21 protein-coding genes and 1 pseudogene are annotated in these 23,802 nt (G+C 46.4%); 8 read left to right on the top strand and 14 right to left on the bottom strand.

Annotated elements, in window-relative coordinates; genetic code table 11:
• Positions 1-17: 17 nt before the first annotated feature.
• From GUC46_RS08185 to hypT, 4 genes are all read right to left on the bottom strand, one after another.
• On the bottom strand, positions 18-1,268 hold the full coding sequence (locus GUC46_RS08185; protein ID WP_003840095.1) for a NupC/NupG family nucleoside CNT transporter: 1,251 nt from the start codon (positions 1,266-1,268) through the stop codon (positions 18-20).
• A 96-nt stretch (positions 1,269-1,364) separates the two neighbouring features.
• Complete coding sequence (locus tag GUC46_RS08180) at positions 1,365-2,300, bottom strand: pseudouridine-5'-phosphate glycosidase (protein ID WP_003027432.1); 936 nt, start codon at positions 2,298-2,300, stop codon at positions 1,365-1,367.
• Positions 2,288-3,229 (bottom strand): pseudouridine kinase, encoded by a 942-nt coding sequence (locus tag GUC46_RS08175; RefSeq protein WP_003845170.1) that lies wholly within the window; start codon positions 3,227-3,229, stop codon positions 2,288-2,290. The genes GUC46_RS08180 and GUC46_RS08175 overlap by 13 nt, the downstream gene beginning before the upstream one ends.
• A gap of 302 nt (positions 3,230-3,531) precedes the next feature.
• Positions 3,532-4,443: a hypochlorite stress DNA-binding transcriptional regulator HypT gene (gene hypT / locus GUC46_RS08170; protein WP_003840090.1), complete on the bottom strand. Its 912-nt coding sequence runs from the start codon at positions 4,441-4,443 to the stop codon at positions 3,532-3,534.
• Between the two features lie 349 nt (positions 4,444-4,792).
• On the opposite strand from hypT, the gene GUC46_RS08165 reads away from it, so the two are divergent.
• Together GUC46_RS08165 and GUC46_RS08160 are read left to right on the top strand one after the other, a co-directional pair.
• The gene (locus GUC46_RS08165) at positions 4,793-5,512 is read left to right on the top strand and encodes an aspartate/glutamate racemase family protein (protein ID WP_003840089.1); all 720 of its coding nucleotides are present in this window, start codon (positions 4,793-4,795) and stop codon (positions 5,510-5,512) included.
• A gap of 75 nt (positions 5,513-5,587) precedes the next feature.
• A complete protein-coding gene (locus GUC46_RS08160) occupies positions 5,588-6,886 on the top strand; it encodes an anaerobic C4-dicarboxylate transporter (protein WP_061549330.1) in 1,299 nt (432 codons plus the stop codon).
• A gap of 85 nt (positions 6,887-6,971) precedes the next feature.
• On the opposite strand, the gene fruA is transcribed toward GUC46_RS08160, so the two are convergent.
• Genes fruA through fruB form a run of 3 tightly spaced genes read right to left on the bottom strand, consistent with a single transcriptional unit; the run spans position 6,972 to position 10,745 of the window.
• A complete protein-coding gene (gene fruA, locus GUC46_RS08155) occupies positions 6,972-8,660 on the bottom strand; it encodes a PTS fructose transporter subunit IIBC (RefSeq protein WP_003840084.1) in 1,689 nt (562 codons plus the stop codon).
• 16 nt (positions 8,661-8,676) lie between these two features.
• Positions 8,677-9,615 (bottom strand): 1-phosphofructokinase, encoded by a 939-nt coding sequence (gene fruK / locus GUC46_RS08150; RefSeq protein WP_003027446.1) that lies wholly within the window; start codon positions 9,613-9,615, stop codon positions 8,677-8,679.
• Positions 9,615-10,745 (bottom strand): fused PTS fructose transporter subunit IIA/HPr protein, encoded by a 1,131-nt coding sequence (fruB, locus tag GUC46_RS08145; protein ID WP_044711441.1) that lies wholly within the window; start codon positions 10,743-10,745, stop codon positions 9,615-9,617. Before fruB ends, fruK begins: the two co-directional genes overlap by 1 nt.
• A gap of 368 nt (positions 10,746-11,113) precedes the next feature.
• On the opposite strand from fruB, the gene setB reads away from it, so the two are divergent.
• Entirely contained in the window at positions 11,114-12,295 is a 1,182-nt protein-coding gene (gene setB / locus GUC46_RS08140; RefSeq protein WP_016150664.1) for a sugar efflux transporter SetB, read from the top strand.
• Here setB and GUC46_RS08135 read toward each other — a convergent pair.
• A complete protein-coding gene (locus GUC46_RS08135; RefSeq protein ID WP_032936656.1) occupies positions 12,292-12,489 on the bottom strand; it encodes a hypothetical protein in 198 nt (65 codons plus the stop codon). The genes setB and GUC46_RS08135 overlap by 4 nt on opposite strands.
• 77 nt (positions 12,490-12,566) lie before the next feature.
• Here GUC46_RS08135 and GUC46_RS08130 point away from each other — a divergent pair, with 77 nt between their 5' ends.
• From GUC46_RS08130 to GUC46_RS08115, 4 genes are all read left to right on the top strand, one after another.
• Positions 12,567-14,483 (top strand): recombinase family protein, encoded by a 1,917-nt coding sequence (locus GUC46_RS08130; protein WP_032936654.1) that lies wholly within the window; start codon positions 12,567-12,569, stop codon positions 14,481-14,483.
• A 258-nt stretch (positions 14,484-14,741) separates the two neighbouring features.
• Positions 14,742-15,506, top strand: coding sequence for a lysozyme inhibitor LprI family protein (locus GUC46_RS08125; protein WP_197385688.1), 765 nt, complete (start codon positions 14,742-14,744; stop codon positions 15,504-15,506).
• Entirely contained in the window at positions 15,496-15,864 is a 369-nt protein-coding gene (locus tag GUC46_RS08120) for a hypothetical protein (protein ID WP_032936652.1), read from the top strand. The genes GUC46_RS08125 and GUC46_RS08120 overlap by 11 nt, the downstream gene beginning before the upstream one ends.
• Entirely contained in the window at positions 15,848-16,444 is a 597-nt protein-coding gene (locus GUC46_RS08115; RefSeq protein WP_032936650.1) for a hypothetical protein, read from the top strand. The genes GUC46_RS08120 and GUC46_RS08115 overlap by 17 nt, the downstream gene beginning before the upstream one ends.
• 144 nt (positions 16,445-16,588) lie before the next feature.
• On the opposite strand, the gene GUC46_RS08110 is transcribed toward GUC46_RS08115, so the two are convergent.
• The 4 genes from GUC46_RS08110 to GUC46_RS08095 all read right to left on the bottom strand — a co-directional run bounded on the left by GUC46_RS08110 (position 16,589) and on the right by GUC46_RS08095 (position 19,874).
• Entirely contained in the window at positions 16,589-17,278 is a 690-nt protein-coding gene (locus GUC46_RS08110; protein ID WP_032936649.1) for a VIT family protein, read from the bottom strand.
• Between the two features lie 135 nt (positions 17,279-17,413).
• Entirely contained in the window at positions 17,414-17,995 is a 582-nt protein-coding gene (locus GUC46_RS08105) for a cytochrome b/b6 domain-containing protein (RefSeq protein WP_032936647.1), read from the bottom strand.
• Positions 17,996-18,433: 438 nt separating this feature from the next.
• Positions 18,434-18,808: a cytochrome b562 gene (locus GUC46_RS08100; protein ID WP_032936646.1), complete on the bottom strand. Its 375-nt coding sequence runs from the start codon at positions 18,806-18,808 to the stop codon at positions 18,434-18,436.
• A gap of 112 nt (positions 18,809-18,920) precedes the next feature.
• The gene (locus GUC46_RS08095) at positions 18,921-19,874 is read right to left on the bottom strand and encodes a cation diffusion facilitator family transporter (RefSeq protein ID WP_032936644.1); all 954 of its coding nucleotides are present in this window, start codon (positions 19,872-19,874) and stop codon (positions 18,921-18,923) included.
• A gap of 556 nt (positions 19,875-20,430) precedes the next feature.
• Between GUC46_RS08095 and GUC46_RS08090 the strand changes: the two genes are divergently transcribed.
• Positions 20,431-21,045: a recombinase family protein gene (locus GUC46_RS08090; RefSeq protein WP_032936643.1), complete on the top strand. Its 615-nt coding sequence runs from the start codon at positions 20,431-20,433 to the stop codon at positions 21,043-21,045.
• A 546-nt stretch (positions 21,046-21,591) separates the two neighbouring features.
• Here GUC46_RS08090 and GUC46_RS08085 read toward each other — a convergent pair.
• Positions 21,592-21,840, bottom strand: a complete 249-nt coding sequence (locus GUC46_RS08085; protein WP_032936641.1) for a hypothetical protein — start codon at positions 21,838-21,840, stop codon at positions 21,592-21,594.
• Between the two features lie 972 nt (positions 21,841-22,812).
• Positions 22,813-23,252, bottom strand: a pseudogene (locus tag GUC46_RS24030) (hypothetical protein); the annotation flags it as partial.
• Positions 23,253-23,802 lie beyond the last annotated feature (550 nt).

The raw sequence follows: 23,802 nt of genomic DNA, 5'->3' as shown, positions 1-23,802 counted from the left end.
GGCCTACAAACTTTATTTTATGCCAGTCCGATAAAGAAACCGGCTATTGTGGCGCTCATCAGGTTTGACAGCGTTGCTGCTGCCAGCGCACGCATTCCAAGTTGCGCGATTTCCGGCGCACGCTGTGGCGCAATCGCCGAAAATGCCCCGACCACGACGCCAATCGAACCGAAGTTCGCGAAACCACACAACGCAAACGAGATAATCGCGATGGTCTTCACGTCCAGCGTTCCGCCCGTTTGCAGATACGGCGAGAAGTTGAGATAAGCGACAAATTCGTTGATCGCCAGCTTCTGTCCAATCAGACTACCTGCCAGCGTCGCATCGCTCCAGTCCACGCCCATAATCCACGCCAGCGGGGCTAACACATAGCCAAAGATCCCTTCCAGAGTGGCGTGTCCAAAACCAAACCAACCGCCAATTCCGCCGATAATGCCGTTAATCAGCGCGATAATGGCGACAAATGCCATTACCACCGTCGCAACGCCTGCGGCAATCTTCAGCCCGGTCATAGCCCCACTGGCCGCCGCTTCGATGATGCTTTTCGGTGGTGTTTCAGTAAATGACAGGTTTTCAAAGGTGACGCGAGATTCTTCCGTTGCCGGACTCAGCATACGGGCGAACAAAATGCCGCCAGGGATTGCCATCAATGATGCCGCCAGCAAATAGTCAATCGGGACGCCCATTCCGGCGTAACCAATCATCATTGAGCCAGCAATCGAGGCCATCCCGCTACAAATAGCGGTAAACAGTTCATTACGATTAAGGCGGTCAATAAACGGTTTCACGATTGCCGGGATCTCGTTTTGCCCGAGGAAAATCGTGGTTACTGCGACAAATGACTCGATCTTACTGATGTTCAACGCCTTCTGGAAAATACCGCCGAGGATGCGGATCAATAGCCCCATCACGCCAATGTAATAGAGCAGACTGATGAGTGCGGTCACAAAAATGATGGCCGGGAGCACCCGGAAGGCGAAGATAAACCCAGCCCCGTCAAACAGCACATCCATTTTTGGCCCAACCAGGGAGCCGAAGATAAATGCGCTACCCGCGTCACTATATGACATCACCTTGTGGACGCCGAGCGCGGCCTGTTCAACCAGCCATTTTCCCGGCGGGAAATAGAGCATAATACCGCCGATGGCAATTTGCAGTACCAGCGCAGCCCCAACGGTGCGCAGACTAATACGTTTTTTATTTACTGACAGCAGAAACGCGATGGCCAGTAATACCACCATACCCACAACACTTCTCATTATATCCATAATGAAATTCCCTTCATGTCAGGAAACCCGGCGTTATCGCCAGGTTTTGGTAGGTTTGATATTCGCGGGCGACCGCATTCTGCCCGGGAAATTCTGTCAGGCGAGGCGTTGATATTCCTTCGCAATTTCACAGGCCAGCACCGCGTTGTTGAACACCAGTTGAATATTTGATTTCAGGCTGTCGCCACCGGTCAGCTCCGCAACTCGCGCCAGCAGGAACGGCGTACTTTCTTTACCCACGACGCCCTGCTCTTCCGCTTCTTTTACCGCCCGATCTATTGCCGCATTAATTTTCTCTTCTGCCATGGCAAACTGCTCCGGGATTGGATTAGCGACAACCAGGCCTCCATTAAGACCCGTTTGCCATTTCACCGCCATCGCGCGGGCAATCTCTTTAGCGCTGTCCAGACGGATACTGACTTCAAACGGACTGGTACGACAGAAAAATGCCGGTAACGCTTGGGTTCGATATCCAATTAACGGCACGCCAAAGGTTTCTAAATATTCAGTCGTTAAGCCAAGATCCAGAATAGATTTAGCACCAGCACAAATTACCGTGACATTGGTATGTGCCAGTTCCTGCAGATCCGCAGAAATATCAAACGTATGTTCAGCACCACGATGAACGCCACCAATTCCCCCGGTCGCAAATACTTTAATTCCAGCCAGCGCGGCAATAATCATCGTAGAGGCAACGGTGGTGGCACCATTTTTCCCTGCCGCGACCACAAATGGCAAATCACGACGACTTACTTTCGTAACGCTATGTCCTTCTCGTCCAAGCAATTCAATTTCATCTTTACTTAAACCTACTTTCATTATTCCGCCGATAATGGCAATGGTCGCAGGAACAGCGCCGTGCTTACGAATAGTCTCTTCTACTTCAATCGCTGTCTGAGCATTCTGCGGAAATGGCATTCCATGAGAAATAATGGTTGATTCAAGCGCAACAATCGGTTTTTTACTGTTTAATGCTTCCTGGACTTCTGGTGATATTTGTAATAATTCAGAGGAAAGAGTTAATTCAGACATTCTGTGTTCTCCACTATTGAGCTAACATTCGCAACAGACAAATCAGGGTTATTGGTATATTCACAGGCTAATGCCATTGATGAACACCCCTGCGCAAATCGAACCGAATCAATAAAGGGCATGCCGTCTACCCAGCAGGCGGCCAGTCCAGCCATCATCGCATCACCAGCCCCTGTGACATTAATGACGCGAGTTTTAATGGGGAGCGACCAACCACAACTCCCCGCAATATCACTGTAATAAACGCCGTCGCCGCCCATGCTGAGCACCAGCCGGTTTAAGCCGCGATCATGAAACCACGCGGCGACTTTGCTAACGTCATCACGCCCAGAAAGCGCAATACCGCTGAGCGTTTCGGCTTCAAGGCGGTTTGGTTTGAGGGTGTGAATTTTTGCAAGGCGGCCGCGAATTTTTACGCACTTCCAGGCCGACACCGGGTCAACAAACACCGGAACATCTCCGGCGTTTTCCAGTACCCATGCCAGAGCGTCTTCGCTGATATTGCAATCGGCGATAATGACTTTTGCCTGCCTAATAAAATCAAAATGCTGTGATAAAAATTCTGCTGAAATATGCTCGGTGATACTCATATCATTAATAGCCACCAGCATTTCACCAGTATTATCAAGCAGCGATAAATAACTGGATGTATTCTCTCCGGAAACGATAAGACACTTGTCGACATGTACTCCTGATTGATTAGTTTGTGCCAATAATGATTGACCATAAAAATCGTTACCAACCGCTGTTAGCAACCAAGAATTTTTACCCAGCAGCGCGAGATTATGTGCGATATTGCGTCCAACGCCTCCGGGAGTGAATTTTATCTTACCTGGATTCGAATCCGCATAATTTAGAGAAGCATGCGAATACCCAGCAACATCCATATTGGCCGAGCCAATCGTTACGATGTATTCCTTTTCACGCATAGCACGTCCCCTGGCAATTAATTTGCCACAAATGAGTTCGTTAAAAATAACCAACGCCACACATCAGGTTATTAGAGCACATGTTCACTATCAAACACGTGTTCATAGTAGGCATGTTTTTGACAAAGTAAATCCATCCACAAGCTATAAAGTCGATAGATATGAACAGAATCACAATTTTTTATAGATACAGTTTGTCAGGGAGAGAGAAAATGAGAGGTAGTACACAAATTGATCAGGTTAAAAAGCATCTTTGGTCATAACCGAAGGTTTTTCAGACGCGCCAGGCGAACTGGCGCGTATCAACTAAGCGAAACCAGATCCTCTGGCATATGGTTGTACAAAATCCGCCAGAAGTGCTCAGCCGTTTTATTCAGGCGGGTATCCATTCTATAAATATAGGCCTGAATAGGCACCATCAACTCCGGCGTGTCCAGACAAACCAGGCGTTTATCCCGTAGTTCGTTCACGATCGTCCACGCTGGCAGCCAGGCAATACCATGCCCATCCAATGCCATATTCTTCAATAGCTCACTCATCGAAGACATAAACAGCGTACGCGCCGAAATACTACCCACCTCCGCCAGGTGACGGTTAACCAATCTTCCCATGTAGGATGTGCTGGTATAGTTCAGTATCGGCACCTGCGGCTGATAGATATCAAACAACGCCTTACCCTGTGAATCCGCAGCACAGACGGGATACAGCTCAGACTCAAACACCTTCAAGCCGCAGAAAGGTGACTGCATTAAGTCTTCATCGCGAAAGGAGATAATGAAATCACTTTTCCCCTCGCGCAGCGTATTCACTGCCTGGACTACGTCAATCGCTTCGACGTGGTATACAAACTCCTCACCCCATGCTGACATTGAATGTACTAATCTGGGCAACATCGTCAGCGACAGAGAATGCGCTGCCGCTATTTTGATATTGGGAACGCCAAGCAGGTTGTGACCACTAAGCTCATCTAAGTTACATTCCAGCTGTTGCAGCAGGCTACGGGTCTGCGAATGGAATAACTTACCCTCCTCCGTCAGCTGCAGTGGACTCGTCGTACGGTCAAACAGCAACACCCCAACGGCGGATTCGAGCGCCTTGATCCGCCGGCTAAATGCCGGTTGGGATAGGTTGCGCTCCTCCGCTGCCTGGGAAAAATGACGACACGCTTCCAGCGTCAAAAAGTCATATAACCATTTTGTCTCGATATTTTTCATGCCTGTCACGCGGATGTTTAAATATGTCAATTAGTCTTAAGCATCATGCCTGAATATGCCCGGAGATGATATTCAACATCAGCATCTGTTGATTCGTTTTTTGCATAACACCTTCGTTTTTGACATTAACCTGTTTCTTTACCCATCGACCACGACAGCTTATCGCCGCGGAATTTCAGGCATCTGCCTGATTACTGGCCTGCTGAGGTGGCAAAAGATACTGCACCCATGCAGTTTTTGCATTGAACCATACATTATTGCATTTCTCCTCACGACATACTGCTGTTAAACATAGACACCAGACACACACCAGCCCTGATATTAAATATCGGTAATAGAGGTATATATCGTGAAAGGTTTAATTGGCGTACTTGGTGGTATGGGACCTGCTGCAACCGTCGATCTTTTTAATAAATTCGTCACATTTACCGCAGCGCAACGCGATCAGGAACATATCCCATTAATTATTTCATCCATCCCTGATATTCCAGATCGAACTGATGCGTTAATGCATCATGGTCATTCCCCACTTCCGGCAATGCGTGATTATATGCATAAACTGGAAGATGCTGGTGCGGAGTGTATTGTGATCCCCTGTAATACTGCCCACTTTTGGTTTAATGAATTAAAAGAGTGCTGTCATACAGAGTTACTCAGTATCGTTGAAACCACCATGGATGAAGTCAAAAACTGCGGAAAATCACGTATCGGTTTACTTGCTACCAACGCCACCCTTTACATGGGACTCTACCAAAAAGGCATAGAATCTCTTGGCTTAACCTGTGTCAGCCCTGATTCATCCGGTCAGGAAAAAGTCATGGATAGTATTTATTGCTTAAAAGCCGGCGATCTTAAGCGGGCACAAACGCTGATGAATGAACAGGCTGAAATGCTCTTTTCACGCGGTGCAGAAGTCATTGTACTGGGATGTACTGAAGTCCCCGTCATTCTTGCCAACGCAGTCAAAAACTCACCAGATAAATATATTGACTCAACCGGTTCATTAGTACGCGCCGGTATTAAATGGTACGAAAAGCGGGTTGGCAAACATCATCTTCTGGCGCAATAACAGCCGTCACCAGTTTAATAAAGCATTAAACAAACACTTATTTTAATAACAAATTATTCTCTGGCGGAGGCCATTATGGTTTGGTTAGAAATTATCGTCGTGTTGGGTGCAATATTTTTTGGTATCCGCCTCGGCGGAATAGGTATCGGTTTATGCGGCGGGCTGGGGCTGGCTATTTTAACGTTGGGATTTGATCTACAAATTGGTTCGCCCCCCGTTGACGTTATTCTCATTATTATGACAGTTGTCGTGGCAGCATCGGCGCTACAGGCCGCCGGAGGTATGGATTATCTGGTTCGCGTAGCCGGTAATTTCATGCGGCGTAATCCTAAATATATCAATATTATTGCACCGATTATCACCTGGTCGATGACCATTATGGCCGGAACAGGGTTCATTGTATTTTCTACCCTACCGGTGATTGCCGAAGTCGCCAAAGAGTCCGGTATCCGCCCTTCTCGTACGCTCGCCGGCTCCGTGGTCGCCTCTCAGGTGGCGATATCCGGTTCGCCGATCAGTGCCGCAATGGCGGCGATGCTGACCATTATGGAAGGCAACGGTGTCACCTTTATCCAGGTTATGGCGGTATGTCTGCCAGCTTCGTTTGTTGCCGCGATGGTCGCCGCTTTTATCGCCTCACGTCAGGGATGCGAGCTACAAGATGATGAAGTCTATCTTGAACGCCTGCAAAAAGGGTTGGTGCGTAAATATGAAGGGCAAAACAGCACTGTACCGGGTGCCAAACTCTCAGTCGCCTTGTTCATGTTGGCAACGGTCGTCATCGTTATTCTTGCCGCCTGCCCGCAGCTACGCCCCGGATTTGATGCCGGCAACCCAATGAATACCCGGGATATCATCATTATTTGTATGTTATCTGCCGCTTGCCTGATGGTGGTGTTATGCAAAACATCAACCGATGCTATTGTCCTGACCTCCACATTTCGAGCAGGGATGAGTTCACTGGCCGTCATTCTCGGGATTGTTACATTGGGAACGACCTTCATTGATGCCCACTTAGCGGAGATTAAGGATATCGCAGGCGATATTCTACGGGCTTATCCGATGCTGTTGGCGCTGGTGCTGTTTGGTACCTGCGCACTTCTCTACTCGCAAGGCGCCACAACGCCGCTGATTATCCCTCTGGCCGTTGCGCTCGGCGTACCTACATGGGCGATTCTGGCCTCCTATGTGGCGGTAACCGGGGTGTTTGTTCTACCAACATACCCGACTTCGCTGGCGGCAATGGAGTTCGACACCACCGGGACAACACGCGTGGGCAAGTATGTCTTAAACCATCCGTTTATGCTGCCAGGACTGGGTGGGATCATTGCTGGCGTTGCCTTTGGTTTTATCATCGCGCCAATGATTGCCTGAACCGTTTTACATATCCATCTTCAGGCAGCAGTTAATCGATAAAAAAAGGGGCAGAGAAATCTCTGCCCCTGATGTCAGCATTAAATCATGCCGCTTTTGCCACAACCTCATCTTCCGGGCGCTTCAGCACCGCGTAGGAGAGACCGGCTACCAGCGTACCGGCAATAATGGCCAGCAGGTAGCCCAGTACCGGCGTAATTGCGCCTGGAATTAACAGGACGAAAAGCCCGCCGTGTGGCGCCATCAGTTTCGCACCCACTGCCATCGAGATAGCACCGGTAATCGCACCACCAACGATACAGCAAGGCAGAACGCGCATCGGGTCACGGGCAGCGAATGGAATAGCCCCTTCGGTGATAAAGCACAGGCCCAGTACCAGCGCTGCTTTGCCGCCTTCCTGCTGAGCTTTGTCGAACTTACGGCGCGCAACCAGCGTTGCTAAACCCAGAGCCAGCGGGGGAACCATACCTGCCGCCATGATGGCCGCCATCGGCGCATAAGTTTGCGTACTCAGCAGACCCACACCGAAAGCATACGCCGCCTTGTTAACCGGACCACCCATATCGGTACACATCATGCCGCCAAGAATCGCTCCAAGCAGCACCGCATTCGCCGTACCCATGGTTTGCAGCCAGTGGGTCAGACCTTCCAGAATGCCAGCCACCGGTTTGCCGATCAGGTAAATCATGGCCAGACCAACCACCAGGCTTGAGAACAGCGGAATGATCAGGATCGGTTTCAGCGCTTCCATACTCTGCGGGAGTTTCAACTTCGTGCTGATAAGCTTCGCCACATAACCGGCAAGGAAACCAGCAATAATCCCGCCAATAAAGCCGGAACCGGTGCTCACCGCCAGCATACCGCCGATAAGACCCGGCGTCAGACCAGGACGGTCAGCGATGGAAAACGCGATATAACCTGCCAGAACCGGCACCATCAGCGCAAAAGCTGAACCACCGCCAATCTGCATCAGCGCCGCCGCCAGCGTACCCTGCTCTTTAAACGCTTCGATACCAAAAGCGAACGAGAGTGCAATACACAGACCGCCAGCAACCACCATCGGCAGCATGTAAGAGACGCCCGTCAGCAGGTGACGATATGCCCCCGCGCTCTCTTTCTTACTTTCGGTTGCTGAAGTCTGCGCTTTACCGGTTGGCTGGTACGGTGTTGCTTCTTCCAGCGCTTTGTCCAACTCCTGCTTGGTTTTCTTCAACGCAAGACCCGTAGAGGTGCGGTACATCGGTTTGCCGGCAAACTTCGCCAGATCAACTTCAATGTCAGCTGCCACAATCACCAGATCCGCCTGAGCCACTTCTTCCGGCGTAATGGCATTGCCTGCGCCAACAGAACCTCGAGTTTCAACCTTCACCCACCAGCCACGTTTTTTCGCTTCTGTTTCAATCGCTTCAGCAGCCATAAACGTATGAGCAACACCGGTCGGACACGCCGTCACTGCCACCACGCGTTTTGGACCACTGCTGGCCACAGGTGCTGTTGCAACCGGGGCACTGTAAGGTTTTGCATGGCCCTTCGCTTCGCTGAGGAACAGTTCAGGGTGCGCAACCGCACGACCAATGTCGCCCAGCCAGACTTTTTTGCCGTTCAGCGAACTGTCGGCAGGAAGCGTATCGCCCAGAACAATTGCCAGTTCGGCATCATTCGGATTATCAATAATTTCCAGATGTGCTTTCTGTGCCGCCGCTCCAAGCAGGGTTTTCGCCATGTAAGCGCGAGCCTGGCCGAGATTAGCGTCAATAATCAGCAGCGTTTTCATTATGCCTCTCCTGCTGTCAGTTAAACGGTTTTAAGTCGACACGCGCCATCATTGCGGCCAACTGAGGACGATCGGTAATGCCTACATTGCTTTGGCTTACTGCCAGGGCGGCAACAGCCGTCGCAAGACGCAGGGTATGTTCACTGGACTCACGCATCAGCAGGCCGTAAATCAGACCGCCAACCATTGAATCACCCGCGCCGACGGTGCTGACCACCTCAACTGACGGCGGTTTAGCAATCCACTCACCTGAAGCGTTAACCCACAGCGCACCTTCCGCGCCGAGTGAAATCACCACGTGAGCAATACCCTGCTCGCGCAGCGCATGCGCCGCATCAATCACATCTTTCATTTCCGGCAGTTTGCGGCCTGCCCAGATTTCCAGCTCACGACGGTTTGGTTTCACCAGCCACGGTGCCGCTTTCAGACCCGCCACCAACGCTTCACGACTACTATCAAAGATAATGCAAGGACACTGACTGCGCAGGCGCGTCATCCAGTCGGTGAAGGCTTCCGGGCTCACGCCGGTCGGCAAACTGCCGCTGACGCACACCATGTCGAACTGGCCCAGCCAGCTCAGCGAGTCATTCACAAAGCGTTCCCAGTCAGCCGGGGTGACTTCAAAGCCGGAGAAATTAAAGTCAGAAACTTCACCGTCTTTTTCGGTCAGTTTGACGTTGATACGGGTACGCCCTTGGACAACCTGAAAACGGTTGGCAATACCCAGTTCGCTGAACAACTGCTGAAAACCATCCTGGTTGTCTTTACCCAGGAAGCCGCCCACAGTGACATCGATACCTAAATCCTTCAAAACCTTAGCGACGTTAATTCCTTTCCCTGCCGCGTGCAGACCGGTGGTTTTAACCAGGTTCACTTCACCGCGTTCAATTTCCGGGCAAAAGCCCACCAGGTCGTAAGCCGGGTTAAGGGTGATAGTCGCAACACGTCTGCTCATTACGCGCCCTCCCCCAGACCTGCCGCGATGGCTTCTCCAATCGCCTTCAGCGCCTGTTCAGCATCTTCGCCCTGTGCGGTAAAGCGCAGGTGATGTCCTTTTTTCACACCTAATGCCACAACTTTCATCAGACTGCGTCCATTCGCCGGTTTGCCGGTTCCATCAAGATTTGTCACGGTAATTTCACTGTTAAATTGTTTAATCGTATTCACCAGCATGGTGCCCGGGCGGGCATGTAACCCATGCTCATTGCGCACAATAAATTCGGCGCTCAGTACATCATCAGTTAAGGCGTCATCGCTGGTCAGCAGCGCCAGCACCGTTGCCGCATCGGCTTTCAACAAACGGTCAGCTTTATTATTCAGCAGCAGATCGCCAAGGCGCTTCAGCACGGCAACCGGTTGATCGTCATTCATGGCGACGGTCACCAGCAGGGCTGCCGCTTCACCTTCTACATCGAATGTTGTTGCTGCACGGCTGACCGCAACAGCGCTACGCACGTTGCCCTCAGCACAGTCATTCAGCCAGATCCCCTGACCGAGATTCATCGGCTGCTCATTGATTGCTCTGGCCACAAAGGTGGCGTCAACCGCACCGACTTCTTTCAGTCGTGCCGCGTTGAGTGCCTGCAGCGTCACCAGCGAGTTGGCCACGACATCCAGCGACAGCGTTTCGTTATCAAGCTTCAGCTGTTCGCTTTGCTTTTCGCCCATCAGCAGCGCACGCAGTTCTTCCGCCGTGGTCGCAGATTTCAGCTGTTCAGCGACGGAGTCATCGCTCAGCACGTGTGTCAGCTGACGCAGTAAACCGAGGTGTTCATCAGAGCTTGCGGCGATGCCGATTGCCACATAAGCAACCTGCCCTTCGCCCCAGGTCACGCCCTGCGGAAACTGAAAAACCTGCACACCGGTTTTCAGCACCTGATCGCGCGTGTCCGTCGTACCGTGAGGAATCGCAATACCGTTGCCGAGGAACGTGGACGTCTGTTGTTCGCGCGCCAGCATGCCATCGACGTAGCCTTCCGCGACGTTACCCGCCTGCACTAAGGCAGCGGCAACCTGGCGAATAGCCTCTTCTTTATTCCCGGCCTGTTCGCCCGGGTGAATATCCTGAACAGATAACTGGAACATGGTTCTCCTCTCCCGCTGATTTGAAACGATTCAGCTAACATGAGAAAAAAGGCGTCACCTGACTCCATCAGTTATGGCGAGATGACGCTGAAACGTTTCAAGAAGTCTTGCTCTTTTTTCTTCAGCACACAAGTAAAGTTGACAAATTACTTGCTGAATTTAGAGATAACGCACATTTTCTCTGCGAGGGAGAAAAAACTGCTGACGGAAAAACGGCGTCAGCTTGTCAGATTCAGCAACGTCAGCAAACAGCATTCTTTGACTGAAATGCTATTTTGATTTTTGATGCCGATTTTGATTTGGCTCCCTGTTTATTTTCTGACAAGCGGCGTAAACTCCGCGTCTCTTCACATCATTGATATCAAAACATGCATAACACCCCCGTAGCCGCCACACCCAAGGCGTTTGATTTAACGTCTTCGGCGTTCCTGCTTGTCGCATTTCTGACGGGTATCGCCGGTGCGTTGCAGACGCCAACGCTTAGCCTTTTTCTGACGGATGAAGTCCATGCCCGTCCCGGCATGGTCGGGTTCTTTTTTACCGGCAGCGCCGTGATCGGCATTTTGGTGAGTCAGTTTCTGGCCGGGCGCTCGGATAAAAAAGGCGATCGCAAAAACCTGATTGTGTTTTGCTGCGTGCTGGGGATGCTGGCCTGCGTGCTGTTCGCCTGGAACCGTAACTATTTTATTCTGCTGTTTATCGGGGTATTCCTCAGCAGCTTTGGATCGACTGCCAACCCGCAAATGTTTGCTCTCGCCCGTGAACACGCTGATCGCACAGGTCGGGAAGCCGTCATGTTCAGCTCAATATTACGTGCGCAGGTTTCGCTGGCCTGGGTAATTGGCCCACCGCTGGCCTACGCGCTGGCCATGGGGTTCAGCTTTACGGTGATGTATCTCAGCGCAGCGGTGGCGTTTGTTGTCTGCGGCGTAATGGTCTGGTTATTTTTACCCTCGATGAGTAAAAACGTGCCGCTCGCAACAGGCGCAGTTGAAGCCCCGCGCCGCAATCGACGCGACACGCTGCTGCTGTTTGTTATCTGCACATTAATGTGGGGCACTAATAGTCTCTATATCATTAATATGCCGCTGTTTATCATCAACGAACTGCATCTGCCGGAAAAACTGGCTGGCATCATGATGGGTACCGCTGCCGGACTGGAAATCCCGACCATGTTGATTGCTGGCTATTTTGCAAAGCGTCTGGGCAAACGTCTGTTGATGAGAATTGCCGTCGTCGCCGGATTCTTCTTTTATGCCGGTATGCTGCTGGCTCACTCTCCGGCGATATTACTTGGCTTACAGCTGCTGAATGCGATTTACATCGGCATCCTCGGCGGAATTGGCATGCTCTATTTCCAGGATCTGATGCCAGGACAGGCAGGCTCAGCAACGACCCTGTATACGAATACCATTCGCGTGGGCTGGATTATTGCCGGATCGCTGGCGGGGATTGCCGCTGAAATCTGGAACTATCACGCGGTGTTCTGGTTTGCGCTGGTGATGATCGTCGCCACCGTCGTGTGCCTGGCGCGCATCAAGGACGTTTAAGGCGCGGTCAGCGCTTCAAGCTCGATGAGATAAACCATGGCATGGTGCGTCGTCTGTCCGCACATTTCCGCACTGGGCTGTAAACCGCCGCACACTTTTGGTCGTAGCGGCGAAGCAAAAATTTTGCAACGTAGGGATTCATCCAGCTGAACGCATGGCGTATTAGCAGGTTTGCCTAATGTATAATTATTCACTGTTTAAAATTCACATTCCTGCTGTTAGCATCAGGTCCATCTGATCAATCAATACCATCCAAAGGTAATCACACTCAATGAAACCCAAGCTGTATTCGTATGTGCGTTTTTCATCTGTGAAACAACGGGAAGGTAACTCTCTAGAGCGTCAGCAAGATACCGCTCTAAAAATTGCGGCCCGTTATAATCTCGAACTTGATACAACGGCTTTCCATGATCTCGGCATGTCCGCGTTCAAAGGAAAAAATGCTCATGAAGGGAAGCTATCGGAGTTCATCAAGCAGATTGGGGTTAAAGTTCCCGTTGGTTCGTGGCTGGTAGTCGAAAATCTTGACCGCATTAGTCGTGATGATGCCTGGAGCGCTTTGGATATATTCAAGAGCATACTTAGCAAGGGGATAGTCGTTGTTACTGGCATGGATGAAAAGGTCTATAAGTACGCGGACGTGAAGAATAACCCAACCGATTTAATCATTTCATTGTTGATGTTCACACGCGCCCACGACGAATCGTTGACAAAAAAGAATCGGGTTGAAGCCCAGGCTCGTTCGCTGATACGACACAACCTGACAAGAGAACCAGGAACACCAGCAAAAGCCATAGAATCAGTAGGTCAGAATGTCTGGTGGGTAGACACAAAATCAGGATACGTTACCCCACACTCCATTTATTTTGCCGCAGCGCAGAAGATTATCGAACTAAAACAAAACGGTGAAACTCTTCTTGGTATCCAACGATATCTTAACGAACACTACCCTGCCCCTAAAAAGAGGGTTTATAAAGACAAGACAGGTCAAGCGCTGACACCCAAAACGGAGCAATGGGGCAAACATTTGATCAGAACCTTTTTAAATCCCACTGTTCACGGACAAAAAATCTTCACGTTGGATAAACGCGATGAATCAGGTGCCATCATATACGATTCCGAATCAGATGAACCGTTGAAAGAAACATTCATTATTCCTGATTACTATCCAGCACTTATGTCGGAAGTAGACTACTTGACACTTTCGAAGTTAGATCGACATCGCGCTGTCACTCGTAGTTCATCAACATATCCAGAAGGTAATCCTGAACCTGAAATTCCGCTACTCTCAGGTATCGGTATTCTTTTTTGCGGTAAATGTGGATCTTTCATGTTCAAATCTGGTTCAAGTGAAAACAAGTACCGATATATATGTGGTTCAAAAATCGTTCAGGGTAAACCTTGCGGTAAAAAAGGGTTTACGTCATACCAGCTTGAGCACACTGTTTTGCAACTAATCGCTGATCACGTCTGGAACAACCACCAAGAAGATAAAACAGCCTGGTACGAATCTGAGATTGAAAAGGCATCAGAAGCTGTTAAAAAGCTGCTAAAGCTGGCAACTTTGACAGATGACCTCGAAGAATTGGCAGATCAGATTAATGCCAATAAACAGAAAAAAATAACGCTTGAGCGAGAATTTCAACAGTACAAAATCAGCCGCTCAGAAATTCAAACTACAGGCTGGGATCAATTCCGAAATTTCGATGTTCATGATACTAAGAACCCTGACCGTAAGCGAATTAGGCTGAAGGTAAAGCAAGCTATCAAACGTATTGATTGCTATGACATTGATGGGCGGCATGGTCATTTTGAAGTAACCTTCGCCGACGAGACAAAACAGAGAATAGTGATTAAGTTCAATCGAAACCGATCTCCTGGTGTTTCGTATGTAGAAGCACAGACAGTAAATGATCATGACTTACTAAAAATGCAAGGACTTGTGTTGCACTCCTTCATTGATGAACTGATTTCACCTGAAAAATTTGCACAGCATATTAAGGACAAACATGAAGTCAGCATTCTAAACCCGACGTTTATAACCAGGCTAGAGGATGGTGTAAACCGAGACGAAGGCAATGAATTGGCTATCAAAGTAGATAGTACTACAAGTAAATCGTATGCAACTGTCAACGGTATTAAATACGAGATTAACTCGCTGGAAGACTTAGAAACACTTTCAAAGTAAATCCCCCTCCCCTTGCATACCTGTCAAGGGGAAGTAAACCAACGCCCCCAATAGCCCTATCTCCTTTTCTGTTACATCAAAGCAATCTCTGAACTCTTTACACCCCAATCGATCGTTTTTATAGATCAATTTTGCATTATTGATAGATTTTATAGATCAATGTAAGATCATGATTCTTCGAGTAGTGTTTCTCACAAGCAAGACTCACGGGATGGTGATCTGCCCCAGATGGAGTGCAATAGGAAGAAGGTATCCAGAATGACAACTTTTTCAAAAACGTTAAATATCATGGCATTAAGCGTTATTTTCATTTCGAGTATAACCGCCGCATCCAGTACCGTATATTTCTTACCAGAGGCAAAATCAGCGGGTGTCGCCAGCAGCGACCAAAAAGCCCTGATGTTTCTCGGGATGGACAGGGATGTAAATCTGAAGGGAATATGCTTCGCGATAACAAAGCAATCATCATCGATCGTGCCGCTGGTAGATATCACTGCTACAACTGATAACGGCAGTTTCACGATGCACGGACTACGCCCAAAGAATAACGACGATACGAAAGAATTGGTCTGTTCACTTGGTTCAGAAGCTGGGGATTTCTTGACTGGCATTGCGAAGTCAACCACCGTCAACGTGAAGATGGATTTCGATGGTGAGATCCGCAGTTACAGTTTCAACACTACAGAGTTCGGAAAAATACTGACCGTCAATGGTCAAGAAGTGTGGGAGAAAGCAGCTAAAGACTACGCTCAGGGAGTACGCGCACCCATTTTCTATAATAACAGTAACGGCTCCACAAAAAACAATGCAGTAACCTCAAATGTCAATGCACACAGTTATGAAGCAAGCGATGAGAAACTTAATTCCGTCTGGAAAAAACTTAGCCCTGAAACACGAAAACGCTTACTCCCTTCTCAAAGAGAATGGATAAAGAAAAAATCCGACTGCAATAACGAACAGACATGTCTTATCGACATGACAAACAATCGCATTCGTGAACTGGAGTCTGAAAATGAAAAATAATGCACTAACTTTGGTTTTAAAAAACAACTGGATAACTTCGCCTTCAGGTCATATCTACAGCGGGAAATACATGGTTGGACGATTTAACCTGACAGATGCGTTCATCGTTGAATATATGAAACTGATATATGGAATCGAAATACCTGATTCATGGATCAATAGCAATTTCACTGACATATCAGCTGCCGATACCCGTAGGGTTATGTATATGGAAGGCTGCGATATTTTATCGAAAGACATCATGAATGAAATCCGTAGCGCCGTGAAGTCCCCACCAGACAACGTAAAAATATACTGTAATGGCGAACATGTTACTAAAATAGAAGTCATGGAAGAACGAAATGAAATCATCTTATGAACGTTATATTAAAAAATCAGTCATAACGGCTGCTATCTCCTTCGGATTTTTTATGTTGAATGGGACAGCAATCACACCATGCCAGGCTAAAACCCCTGAAATAATCCCCACATCAAATGCGGATGCAGTGTCTTTACAACAAGCAACAAAATCCCCCAGACCTTCTGTGATTGATATCCTTCCGAGACTGTATACGACTGAAGAGGTTTATGCGCGATTTAAAGAACATGAGTTCCGGGCAACGAACGATTTCAAAAAATGCCGATTGATGGTTACTGGTAAAATAGAAAGCATCAGTACTGTTACATTCAGTAAAAAACCATTAGTTACATTGGATATTTCTGGTTCGAATGAAGGACTAAAGTTTATTTTTGAAAATACAGATTATGATAACGATAAGGTAGCAGCGTTAAACGTGGGAGATACAATAATTATTGCCGGATTGAATGCACGACCGGGTACATTTGAAGGTATTTTTTTAGATAATTCGCAAATCATGACTGGTATGATTTCAAAAAAGAAAAGGCAAATGTTGGCTGTGAATGGTGGAGTCTATGATCGGGAGATTTGTCATAAGTAACATTATGTATACTCTTCAAATGCAGGGGCCAAGCCCCCTGCATCTTTCATCAATGGACACTGTACCAAGCGGAATAAAACCTGTAAGGAGCTACATTGGCGATTTTTTTTGATGACATACGACTCGAAATATCGCGACAGAACATTAAAGCAGGACCTGCCCTGCGAAATGGCCAATCCCCATTGACAAAAACATAGCCAGTGTACTCCAGAACATAATTCTTATGATCGCCCTGACAGGAGGTGCTTTACCTACAACAGAGGATATATAACCAAGGACCACTAGTGAAAAAAGGGTGGAAAGGATAATAAACAAAAAAACCTGCTTTGGAGGAGATAACCATGCAACTATTAAAGGTAACACAGCACCAGCAGAAAAACTCAGAGCAGAAAAAACAGCAGCCTGAAGGGGCTGTGCAGAGTTTGTATCCGTCAGCCCAAGTTCTTCACGGGCATGAGCATCCAGAGCATCTCTTGCCATGAGCTGCTCTGCAACCTTATAGGCAAGCACAGGATCCAGTCCACGTTGTATATAAAGTGAAGTCAGTTCCTGCATTTCACCTTCATAATCGGTTTCCAACTCCCTTTTTTCCTGAGCAAGTGCAGCGTTTTCGGTATCAGCCTGAGATGAGACTGAAACATATTCTCCCGTTGCCATCGACATAGCACCAGAAACCAGTCCGGCAACACCAGCAAGTAAAACTCCCGAAGAACTGGTGTTTGCTGACGCAACACCAAGGACAAGGCTTGCTGTCGAAACAATTCCGTCATTTGCCCCCAGTACAGCCGCCCTAAGCCATCCCACTTTTTCGATGCTGTGTCGTTCAAGATGCATATCTTTGCTTTCCTTCAACTACGCACACTAATCGGAATTACGGACATATAAGAATGCCTTGACAGATAATTAAACTATTGTAGTCAATTTTATCCATCCATTACAGCACACTTTATTAATCATCAATCTATCACACTATTCCGTAACGGAATTTTTCCTTTGGCTACGGATGGTGAGAAATATATGCAGCAACCCCATCGAACCATGCGCCCAGAAATAGGTTTCAATAAATACAGTCAGAAACTTATGCAAATTCAGGACACTTTCTGTCAGCACTGGCGACATTCCAGGAATTGTATTGAGTGCAAACCAGAAACCACCACATGATGCAACGCCCAATAGCGCAAGTACACCAAGCCCCTGGATCAAGGCAGCAATCCCACCAGCATGAGCTTCAGGGAGACGGAATGACATCAGCATTTTGATATCTTCAACCACACCTCGAAAATCAAGGGTCAGCCAAGCAAAATAGTAATGAAATCCTCGTTGTGTCAGCATCCATGCAAGCATGATTAACCCAAGAACAATCAGTGATAATCCAATGATAACATGGAACCATGTAACGAACCCTGTGAGAGTATAGTCACTGAGAGCATCGCTTTCGGTAAGATTTGAACTAACAATCTGCAATAAAATCAATACAGCTACGATGATATGAAGCACACGTAGAAATGGTGTGTCTTTGTGAGGGAGAGCATTACGTAAATTTTCATTCATAATTTAGCCACTTTGTTAGGGGTGGTTGACCAAATCAACATGCTTTTTATTAACGAAACCTTAACTTATCGGAACTAAACAATACTCTTTAATCAGAAAATGGTATCTAAACCTATAGTACATCACATCTGTAATATGAAGACATTACCATGAAGAAGTGTTTTTCCAGCCAAGAGATCATCAGTATGCTTCCGTGAAGCACGAAGCGGGTATATCTGCCCCGTGCAACATCAATAGGACTTAGCTTATGTTGAGGCAATATGTAGCATCGGTAAGCATGTTTGCGACCCCAACATTTTTATATGTACTGAGCAGATAAGATAACGTATTAGAATTTCTTCACCAGGGCATAACTATCCATTTTGATACAAGCAGGTATATCATGGCAGTTCCGGGATATCTTTCCAGCATATCTACTTTCTCCTGATAGTTCCCGGTTCAGTCAACGCCAAGTTTATTATGGTATTTTCTCATCATACTGCCCAGTTTCTGTGCTGCAATTTTCCCAGCGTCAAGACCTTCCTTTTCAGCGGTACTTTCAACAGCAGTTACCTCATCAATCAGAAGTGACATACCTGCAACATACGTTTCCCTGTCATACCCCTCTACCGGGCCATTCAAGATGGACTCTGCTGTTGATTTCAGATCCTGCATATCTTTCCTGAAAGATGTAACATCCTCCTCCTTAAGTGCTGCGCGGTAGCTTTTATTCATCATCTTCATGGCATGTTCAACACCGTCAGAACCAGCCATTACACTGGTAGATAAAAGAAGGGCTGTTCCTATTATAACAGTATGCATAATTTTTCTCATAATAACTCCATATTGTTTACTATCATTTAAAAAACATCACAACCCGAAGATGTAACATTGAACAATGAAAATAATCACTTGCCAATTTCCCCGAAGAAAATAAGCATTAAAATTATTGTTTATGATTATTTACACTTCCGTAATCAAGGTCACTTCCCTCCTTAAAATAAGGGTCAACATGTGTCATAACATTTAATACATGATGATTATCTAAAACTGATTTTCTGGCCAAAACAGCAATGTCATGCCCTACTTTCACTGATAAATCACCATCAATTTCCAGATGAACATCAACAACAACAAGGTCCCCCATTTTTCTGGTCTTGAGGTCATGGATGCCTTCGACCCCAGGAGTGGATAGCAATGTTGTTTTTATACTATTTTCAGTTTCAATATCTACGGCCCTGTCCATCAAGTCATGAAGCGAATCTGACATAAATGAATATCCCATTCTGGTCACAATAAGTCCCACAACCAGTGCAGCTACCGGATCAAGCAATTTAAAACCTGATAAACTACCAATAATACCAATAGCCACCACCAAAGATGAGGCAGCATCAGAGCGGGCATGCCAGGCATTTGCAACCAGCATAGTGGATTTTACTCGGGTTGCTACTGCCAGCATATAGCGAAAAAGAAGCTCTTTGATAACCAGTGCAGCTAAGGCTACCCACAGAGCAACAATATGTACCTGAGGAATATCATCTGGCTGTTGCATTTTATTTGCTGCTGACCATAACATCCCGATGCCAACAATGAATAAAATTGTCCCCAGAATTAATGATGCACCATTTTCATAACGATGATGTCCGTAGTGATGGTCATCATCGGGATTTTTTTTACTTTTATGATTAGCAATAAGCACCACAAAGTCTGAAACTAAATCAGACAGAGAATGGATACCATCCGCGATAAGCCCCTGAGATCCGGAAAATACACCAGTAATCACTTGCCCGGATGTCAGAAAACAATTAACAAGCACACTAACCCATGTGCTTTTACGGGCAGCGAGGAAACGCTCATGAGAACTAATATCAATATCATCCGTAAGTTTGTTTACCTGCACCTGAAACTCCTTATAACAGCATCAACAGTTAATACTAAACAGACTATCCTTCCCGAACAGGTTCTGTGGTGAAAATATAATAATTGGTGAGATTTATTCCTGTAAAGGACGTGCCATGTTTGCGATGACATTCATTTATCATAATTTTTAAACATTAATTTATTCTTAACAGAATATGAAAAAATTGACAGTTACCACAACTATACGCTGACGTTCAGTGTATACGTATTCGGCAAACTAAAATTATTTTACAGGTTATTATGGCAGATGATAAAAACTGGTTATGTAGATGCTAGACTATTCAGGTCCCCAGTAGTGGCTCGCTGTAATTGATAAAGACCTACTGAAATGCAAACTGAGTGGTTCAGTTACAGGAACTGACTACATCGTATACCCCGAGCAAGATCTGAGAACATTCAGTACAATATCTCTTTTATGTATACCTGATAAAGACCATGATACATAGTATCAATAGGGTTAAATTTGACTCTATTGACAACAAAAGCACGCGCCGTATCATATGGGTATCGATTTAATATTTAAAAGAGAATCCATAATGAATGTCCGTATCTACTGCCGTGCATCTACTGAAGGCCAACATGCCGATCGTGCTTTGGTTAGTCTGCGTGAATTTGCACGAAGCAAAAACTGGCAGGTTGCCGGAGAATACATTGAGAATGCCAGCGGTGCGAAGCTGGAGCGTGTGGAACTAATGAATCTCCTTGCAGAAGCACAACCCGGCGATCTGCTTCTTATTGAAGCGATTGATCGTCTCAGTCGTCTTCAACATGAAGAATGGGCTGAACTCAAAGCCACGCTGAACAGTAAAGGACTGGTTATTGTATCAATGGATTTGCCAACAAGCTGGCAGATGGTTGAAATGTCCGGTAATGACCTGACCAGCGGCATTCTGCGAGCAGTCAATACCATGCTGATCGATATCCTCGCGACAATGGCACGACAAGATTATGAAACCCGGCGTAAACGCCAGGCACAAGGGATCGCAAAAGCAAAACAGGCAGGTTTGTATACGGGGAAAGAAAAAGATATGGAAGCCCGTGAGACGGTTCGAGAAATGCTGGCGCAGAACGTTAAACCAACCCACATTATGAAAGCGGCTGATATAAGTCGCGCAACGTACTACCGAATCAAGAAAGAGTTAGCAAGCTAATTATATTTGCATTAGCTCGGACTCGAGCTAACAGTTTCCGCAGACAGAATGCAATCGAATCTTGCCGTCCACTTTGAGCGAAAAGCGGATCTCCTGTGCAGCAGCCCTTCTGTGCTTGTGGTGAAATCATTTTACGTGCTCAATATTGAATCGCCTAATGTTGTATTTTTCTAACGAGTGTAAAACTTATAAGAGGATTTAAAGGTTGGATACTAAAAGAAGATTAAAGCGAGCATTAAGCGCTATCGATGATGCTATGTCAACATTACGACGTGCTCGTTCTAAAGTAGAAGAAGGTCGCTCAGATATATCACGAGCTTTAAATGAGTTAGATGACGCTGAGACGAATATACGTAAAGCCATTCGTGAACTACCGGATAATATATAGATATAGAATATATGGTCGCCACATTGCGACCATTCTGTTAATATTTTCACGTCTCTCCGCACTGGTGGTCAGAGTTATATAGCAATTCCGACCGACATAGCTAAGATCGACTGATGCCAAGAAGGTGTATACTTCTACACACCTTCTAATTTTCATTCCTATTTTGCATCAACTGCTCTTACCAGCAGCTTCCAGGTATTGTTTTTGTGACTTTTTTTCTCACAATTGCTGCATGGTGGAAGTTTGGTACATTGCCGATTAATTAAATCCTCGTAACCGCATGCTTGGCAGCGATAGATACCTGCCCAGTCAGGGTTTTCTCCTGGTTTCCAGATCTTCTCATATTTTGGATTTCCTTCTTTTCTTTCATTTTTCATGACGTGCTCACTATCAATGTACCATGCCATTCTGTTTCTCCTTGAGTTAGATGGGGTAGTTATCCATATACAATGTGTGTGTAAATGTATTGGTTTTCAATAGGAGTTCAGATCTTTTATTCGCTTCTGACCAATAGCAGACCTGCGGGGCTTTATTAGCACATACTCCATGCACGTTATCGATCAGCATAATTTTTATTGGTTTCCAAATTTAGATGAGTACGCTACAATTAAAAATTAATCAATAATCATACTCAGCATGCGTTACCAGAAGCTCTAAACACGATTCTCAGCGTTTTTTATTGCACGGGTAAGGGTTCTACTATCTGTAGGAGAAAAACGCTCTACGGGCTTCCTAAGCAGGATTCTGTTACTCAGCTTTGATGTTGAATAGGTCCGTGAACCTTTTCCTGTCTGAAACTCACTTTTTTCTTTTGCCAGATAGGATAACCAAAATATCGGGCCTGCAAGTGATTTGTTACCAACGGTGCGAATCTGAGCTAATACATTTTATTATTCGGTTCTGACCGTACAGTGATCATTGAACAAAACATTCTGCGGGTTGTGAATACATAACACACTCACTACGTTCGTATCCTTCGCTTCAAATGTTGAAGTGATATCGCGAATCACGAGCAAAGCGAGTTCCGTCAAGCGAAGCGAAGATGGATAGTTTACAACTGGTTAAAAACCAATCCCAAAACTACATTTTTCTCTATATATAAAATATAATAATATAATTATGTAGTTCTATAGTTTAGTTGCTAACACTCACTACGTTCGTGTCCCTCGCTTCGCTCGGAATTTTGAAGTGTAATGTATGATTCTATAGGCAAAGCAATTATCGTTCAGTCATCAAGCACATAACCGAAGCATAAAGTTAATCAGGTATTAATCATGCCCTAAAACGCTCTGAGATAGGCTGTAAGCGATTTTCAAAAAATTGGCAATGCGAATAATATCTTGCAAAGAAAACCGCTCTACGGGCTTCCTGTGCGATATTTACGAATTCAGTGCTTCACTACTCAATTTTGATGTTGAATACAAACGCGTTCCCTTCCCTGTTTGCGACTTCCCGCATTCTTTTGCCAGGTAAGAAAGCCAGAATACCGGGTCATCAAGTGATTCAGGAGTATCTCGATGAATGACGTAGTGATCGGGATAAGCTTTAGTGGCTTTAGACAAGTTACCAGCGTTGCTTCACCACCAGTCAGTTTGATCCAGATCTCAGTAATAACACCTGCAATCCCTCTTTCTGGCGTTCCAAACCATCTTACCAGTCGATGTGGAAGCGCAATCCAACAGTGGTAATGAGGCTGTGAAGCCTTTTCCTGTTCACATACCCAACCGTAAGCAAAGTCGATGATAGGTTCTGATAAACCGTTGTTTCCAGGCTCCAGGCGGGCACGTAATCGTTTGAACAGGTTGCGTATGTATTCGTTAAAGCGAAAAGGTTTATCCAGTCGAAGACTGTATCCTCTTTGAAACTGGGGAGCACAGCAATGAAACGATACAGGAAAACCGGTGTGTAAGACCTGGAAGGGTTATGAATCACGAACGAAGAACATTACATCTTTAAACAAACACAATTAACGTATATTCAGATCACTATCTTTTACCATACCAAATCTACCGACCTAATTATTACCCACGAGTCGCGTAGCGACGAAGTATCACGAGGCGAAGCCGAAGTGACACACAGCATTTTTGAATGTTAACAGTAAGACCATCACTTGTTCGCTTCGCTCACTGCGTGATACTTCGTCGCTACGCGACTCGTAGTAGTTATATTATGTTATTAAAAGATCTGATCAGGTGATCCCTGTCATCCGTTCGCTACGCTCACGTCTGAACTCGCTTCGCTCGAGTTCTTTCAGAATTATTGCTTGGGTATGATTTCAACGAGGCGCAGCCGAAGTTGCTATATATAATAACGCAAAATTAAAATACTAAAAAACAATAACATACAACAATAGATGTCCTTTGCATGTC

This window comes from Citrobacter sp. LUTT5 (assembly GCF_009905315.1).
Lineage (GTDB): Bacteria > Pseudomonadota > Gammaproteobacteria > Enterobacterales > Enterobacteriaceae > Citrobacter > Citrobacter freundii.
Note: the sequence above shows the minus strand (reverse complement) of the source record. Positions and strands in the feature narration are given on the sequence as shown.